This window comes from Nocardia neocaledoniensis, from assembly GCF_029868625.1.
GTDB classification, from domain to species: Bacteria; Actinomycetota; Actinomycetes; order Mycobacteriales; family Mycobacteriaceae; genus Nocardia; species Nocardia neocaledoniensis_A.
This window is the reverse complement of record NZ_JARWOJ010000151.1, coordinates 1-5702: the sequence shown is the minus strand read 5'-3', so window position 1 is coordinate 5702 and position 5702 is coordinate 1. Positions and strand designations below refer to the sequence as shown.

7 protein-coding genes are annotated in these 5702 nt (G+C 68.4%); 1 reads left to right on the top strand and 6 read right to left on the bottom strand.

The annotated features are described in order from the left end of the window. Positions 1-305 (top strand): ACP S-malonyltransferase (locus QH270_RS11075; protein WP_432420338.1); only part of this gene is annotated, 305 nt, incomplete at its 5' end. A gap of 79 nt (positions 306-384) precedes the next feature. Here QH270_RS11075 and QH270_RS11070 read toward each other — a convergent pair. The 6 genes from QH270_RS11070 to QH270_RS11045 form a co-directional block, all read right to left on the bottom strand. Further along, positions 385-1284: a PDR/VanB family oxidoreductase gene (locus QH270_RS11070; protein ID WP_280340677.1), complete on the bottom strand. Its 900-nt coding sequence runs from the start codon at positions 1282-1284 to the stop codon at positions 385-387. A 51-nt stretch (positions 1285-1335) separates the two neighbouring features. Further along, entirely contained in the window at positions 1336-2622 is a 1287-nt protein-coding gene (locus tag QH270_RS11065; protein WP_280340676.1) for a Rieske 2Fe-2S domain-containing protein, read from the bottom strand. After that, positions 2619-3518, bottom strand: coding sequence for a TIGR03621 family F420-dependent LLM class oxidoreductase (locus QH270_RS11060; protein ID WP_280340675.1), 900 nt, complete (start codon positions 3516-3518; stop codon positions 2619-2621). Before QH270_RS11060 ends, QH270_RS11065 begins: the two co-directional genes overlap by 4 nt. Further along, a complete protein-coding gene (locus tag QH270_RS11055; RefSeq protein ID WP_280340674.1) occupies positions 3515-3949 on the bottom strand; it encodes a MarR family winged helix-turn-helix transcriptional regulator in 435 nt (144 codons plus the stop codon). Before QH270_RS11055 ends, QH270_RS11060 begins: the two co-directional genes overlap by 4 nt. Positions 3950-3978: 29 nt before the next feature. Beyond that, a complete protein-coding gene (locus QH270_RS11050) occupies positions 3979-4473 on the bottom strand; it encodes a nuclear transport factor 2 family protein (RefSeq protein WP_280340672.1) in 495 nt (164 codons plus the stop codon). Positions 4474-4908: 435 nt separating this feature from the next. After that, positions 4909-5391 carry a nuclear transport factor 2 family protein gene (locus QH270_RS11045; protein WP_280340670.1) on the bottom strand — a complete coding sequence of 161 codons (483 nt, stop codon included), beginning with the start codon at positions 5389-5391 and terminating at the stop codon, positions 4909-4911. Positions 5392-5702 lie beyond the last annotated feature (311 nt).

Below are 5702 nucleotides of genomic sequence, written 5' to 3'. Positions count from 1 at the left end.
CGCCGCCGCCGCCCCCCGTCGCCGCCCCCCCCCCCCCCCACCGCTACACCCTCCACCCGCCCAGCATCCCTGTCCTGAGCGCCGTCACGGCCGACTACGTCGCCGACCCCACGGAGATCCGCGCACTCCTACGCGGCCAGCTCCTGGCCCCGGTCCGCTGGGTCGAGACCGTCCGCCGCGCCATCGCCGACGGCTACGACGACCTCGTCGAGCTGGGCCCCGGCCAGGTCCTGACCGGCTTCTCCCGCCGTATCGCCCCCGACCTCACCTCGACAGCGATCTCGACCCCCGAACCGCACCGGTAGCCGAGGTGTCGGTGCTTCCCTGTCGTCGGCGCCGTAGGTCACTGTGCCGCCACCATTTTCGCGTGGCCGCGGTCGAGTCTCAGAGGTCGACCTCGAGGACGGGGGAGTGCGATCGTGACGAGCAGGTGGTGAACAGTCCGTCGGCGTGCTCACCGTCGGTGAGGACGTCGTCGCGGTGGTCGGGGACGCCGACGAGCACACGGACCACGCATTCGCCGCAGATGCCCTGCTGGCAGGAGAACGGCGCGTCGACGCCGTTGTCCAGGAGCACGTCGAGCACGCTGCGGTCCTCGGGGACGGGGTATTCGGCGCCGGTGGAGGCCACCCGGACGACGAATCCGCCCGGAGCGTGGCCGGCCGGTGCGGTGCGGTCGGTACCGAATCGTTCGGTGTGCAGGGCCTGCCGCGGCCAGCCGAGTGCCTCCGCCTTGCCCACCACGTAATCCATGAAACCGTCCGGCCCGCAGACATAGACCGCTGTCTCCGGCCGCGGCTCGCCCAGATCGCGTGCCACATCGATCCCGGTGTTCTCGTCGTCGAAGTGACACACGACCCGCGGATCGGCCGCCAGCTCGTCCAGAAAGGCGGCGCGTGAACGGCTTCGGGCACAGTAGTGCAGCACGTAGTCGGCGTCCGCGCGGTCGAGCTCGGCGCGCATGGCGACCAAGGGCGTGATCCCGATCCCGCCCGCTATCAGCACGTGTCGCCGCGCCGTGCTGAGCGGAAAGTGGTTGCGCGGGGCGGAGATCCGCACGCGATCGCCCACCGCGAGCTCGTGCATCGCCCGGGACCCGCCGCGCGAGTCCGCCACGTTCAGCACGGCCAGCCGATACCACCCCGGCCCGGGCGTGCCACACAGCGAGTACTGGCGGACCATCCCGGCGCCGAGCTGGACGTCGATATGGGAACCGGCCGTGTACGCCGGGAACACGGTCCCGTCGACCGGGGCGAGGTCGAGCATCACGATATCGGCAGTCATCAGGGTGCGAGCGCGGACTTGCGCGGCGATCCAGGTCACGGGGCGCCCTGGTCAGGCGCCGGCCGCCGGCACCGCCGCCGCGTCCGCGGTGGCCCCGGCGAGGGTGAACAGGCCCGCCTGGGTCTGCCGGACGGGTTCCTCGACCAGGCTCACTCCTTGCGGATCTCGGCCCGCCTCGACGTCGTCGATCATGGAGCGCAGCAACCTGCGGAGCAGCACCACACCGCGATCCGTCGTCGCCAGCGTCTCCTCGGAGTGCAGGGCGACGGGGCCTTGCGACGTCATCACCTCGCCGTCGCCGGGGAACCGCCGGCGCTCCTGGTCGGTCAGCTCCCAGGGATTCTTGCCGTCCTGGGTGATCCCGAACAGGAACCGGCGCACGCGGGAGGGATCTTTCGCACGGATGGAGAAGAACGCGCGATGCCGGGTGTCGTCGATCGGCACGGCCCAGATCACCATGTCCGCCTTGGTGTCCGGGGTCAGCTCGACCCAGTCCGGCAGCACGGTGGCGTTGGGCAGGTGCAGTTCGGCGCCCCAGCTCCGTTCGGTCCGCACGCCGTCGCGCTCCCGGTCCAGGAACCGGACGGTGTACTTGGCGCCGAAGTCGGTGCGGTCGTAGTCGACTCGGCCCGGCAGGGTGTACGGATCGAAGAAGTCCTCGGGGAACCCGGTCGTTCCGGTGCCGGCGAACTGGAAGCCGCTGTGCTGGGAGTGCAGCCAGTTGATGTGTACCGGGTCGATGGTGTTCTCGTAGATCAGCAGCCAGTGGAAGTCCTGCTCGGCCCCGGTCACCGACAGGCCAGGGAACGGCCACTCGGCGAAGTACTGTTCGTCCTCGGCGAGGTCTTCGAGCACGTCGTAGCGGGGCAGCGCCGGCTTGCGGTCGGGCGGGCCCATGTACACGAACACCAGCCCGTACCGTTCCTCGACCGGATACCAGGGCTGTCGCGCCGCGTCGCGGCGTCGTCCGCGATCGGGCTCGCACGCCTGCTCGAGGCATCGGCCCCGCACATCGAACTTCCAGCCGTGATAGCCGCAGCGCAACCCGTCGTCCTCGATCCGGCCGAAGAAGAGACTGGCGCCCCGGTGCGCGCACCGCTCGAACACGACGCCCGCTCTGCCCTGGCCGTCCCGGAAGACGATCAGGTCCTCGCCGAGGACGCGGGTGCGGTGCGGTGCCTCGGCGGTCAGGGTGGCCGAAGTGGCGATCGGGTGCCAATACCGGCGCAGCGCCTCACCCATCGGGGTGCCCGGTCCGACCTCGGTCAGGCGCTTGTCGTAGGACGGGGCCGCGCGGCCGTATCCGGTGCCGGTGTCCACCGTGGATTCTTCGGTCATGGCGTTGTCCTCCGGAGTTCCTGGATGATCGGGGCGAAGGCCTCCATCTCGGGCTCTAGCACGGTGTAGTAGGTCAGGCCCAGAGTCTTGCGCCGCTCGCGCAGGGTGTCGGCGTTCTCCTCGGGTGTTCCGAACAGCAGCGACGGCAGCTCCTCGAGCTCGGCGGGGGTCAGGTCGAGCTGGTTCTGCCAGACATCGGTGACGCCGTCGGTCGCGCCCTTGGGCAGCACCTTGTGGACGGGAATGTTGAACTCCACCTGGTCGATTCGCTCGCCGACCAGGCCGCGGACGTACTCGATCCGGTCGGTGACCTCGCTGATGCCGCCGAGCCTGAGCCCGTCGCCGTCGCGGACCTCGGTGGTGCCGGTGAAGGCGATGATATCGGCGTACTCGGCGGCCAGCTTCAGTACCCGCGGACCGCGCCCGGCGATGAGGATCGGCGGCCCCGCGGGCTGCTCGAACCGGGCGTACGGCTCGAGCTCGGACTTCGGCTTGCGGAACTCGGCGACGGTGCGCTCCAGCTGGGAAACCCGTTCGCCCGCACCGGGGAACGGTAGTCCGGCCGCGTCGAACTGTGCGCGATCGTAGCCCGCGCCGAGCCCGAGTTCGACCCGGCCGCCGGAGTAGCGGTCCACCGTCGCGAGATCACGGGCCAGGACGGTGGGGTGATAGAAGGCCGTGTTGAACACCAGGGTGCCGATCCGGATCCGATCGGTGGCCTCGGCGGCCAGCAGCAGCGTCGGGATCGGGGCAGGCATGCCGAGGTGGTCCGACACCGAGACGACGTCGTAGCCCAGTTCCTCGGCCGCGCGCACCTTGGCGATCCACTCCGCGCGGGTGGACGGGGTGAAGACGCAGAGCCCGAATCGGAACGGGCGATCGTGTAGGGCGGTCATGACGCTCCCTCGGCGGCGATGTTGTCGGCGATCTTGGCCAGTACCGCGTTCGCGGCGAGGAACTCCTCCTCGGAGATGCCGCGCAGCGACTCGTCGGCGTGCGCGTTCACCAGGGTCTCGGCGCGCTCGTGCGCCGCTTCGCCCGCCGCGGTGAGCCGCAGCGCCGAACCGTCGGCCTCGACCCACCCGCGCGCGGTGAAGTCGTCGACGATCGGCTGATAGGTCCGCGCGCCGTCGGCGACGAGGAACGGTGCGAACGCCTCGTCGAGTTCCGCGACGCTCCCCAGGCCGATCTGCAGGGCGTGCAGGATCTGCCAGTCGCGGCGGGTGAGCTTCTCCTCGCGTAGCAGCGTCCCGGTCGCCGCGTCGAACTGCTGGTGCAGGTGCAGCAGCCAGTAGCCGATGCGCTTGGTGGTGTTCTGCTGGAGCATGACGAGCCTCTCTGTTGTTCCGCCGCCGGCTACTTCTGCCAACCGCGCGAGTACGGCACGACCCAGTACAGGTCGAGTTCGATCCGCGCGAACCGCCATCGCCCGTCCGCCTCCCGGACGTACTCGTCGGTGAACTTGCCTGCCACAAACGAGCTCTCGGTGTCGAAGACGACCTTCTCCTCGAAGAACGACACCCCCGTCGCGCGCTCTCCGAGGATCTGCACGTCGTGCCCGTGCAGGAACTGCTTGACCAGGACCTGCCCCGCGGGGCTGTTGTCCTCGATCAACTGCGGCAGACCGGCGAAATAGGCCGCGATCGCTTCCCGGCCCCGCGCCTGACCGAGGTGGCGGTAGTCGAGAAAGGCGTCGGCGCTGAACAGCTCGCCGACTTCGGCCCACCTGCCCTCGTTGATGCGGCGCGGCAGGTCGTGGCGCAGGGTGTTCAGCGCGCGGACGGACTCGAGCGTCTCGAGCCGTTCGGTGAGCAGCTCGACCTGCTCGACCAGATCCAGGACTTCCGACATCGCGTGGCACCTCTCGCTCGAACCCGAACCGGAGCGGATTCCTCCCGCGGCGCGAACAGGCCGATCGGGAGCTTCCAGGGAACCTCGGCCGCATGATTTCCGGGCCGGGTGGTAATCACCTTCGCACGGGTTGTTCGGAGCTCACAAGATCGCGTCGGAAAACCTGCGGGTCGACCGTAGGTTTCGACTGCCCCGACCGCAGGATTCCGATATCCGCCGCGCGGTCGGATTAATGTAGTCGGAACATGGGTGACAGTTCTTCGGTGGTGCCTGTGGTTCGGGCGCTGAATTGTCACCGAAGTTATCGGAACACAATGTCACCGAGGTTTCCGAACAATTCTGGCGGCTTGCCGGAATTCGACTCCGGTGCGCACGGAGAACGGGCCGGGCTCGACAGCGAGTCCGGCCCGATACGGCGCCTGTGGTCGGCCGTCTTCAGATCGGTCCGCGGCCCGCGGCGACCTTGCCCGCGACATGGCGCACGTCGCGATGCGCGATCAGCCATTCGCCCTCGTACTGTTCGAACTCGTCCTGGACCAGACCGATGACGGTCCAGTCGGCGGGCCTGCCGACATCGGTGGCCGCGGTGCTGGAGAACCAGTGCCAGACCGTGGCATAGGCGGTGAGCAGGGGTTTGTCACCGTTCCATTCGATGGAGGCCTGCCCGATCACGTGGGCTACCAGCGCTCGCTGTGACTTCGGCACGCGGCTCATGTGCTCGGTGAACTCGTCGCGGCCGTGGAACAGCACCGGCGGGCCCGGCATGATCCGGTACTCGATCAGCGCGTCGGGGGTGAAGCACTCGCCGAACCGCTCGCTCTCCTGCGTATCGGCGATCCGGAAGAATTTGTAGAAGGTACGGAAGATCGCCCGCTCCGCTTCGATCGTGGCGAGCAGATTGTCGGGTATCGCGGTCACGTCGGTCCTTTCTGCCGGGCGACAACACATCGCGCGGTGCGTCGTTCGGTAATACGACACGAGGCGAAGCTAGCACGCTGTCCGGTGCCCGCCGATGTCGCGCCGGGTAATTCGATGTGACGATGGTTGCGAGCGGCGTGATTCGAATTGTTGACCGGGTATTTCACGATGTGAAATCTTTCGTCGTGTCGCCCGCCGTGAGTCCCACGTGAATCCGGGCAGTAGACAGAGGAATTCTGGCGTGAGCAGTGCTGTTCGTAAGAAGTCGATTCACCGCGCAGTGGTATCGGCGGCAGTCGTGACCCTGTTCG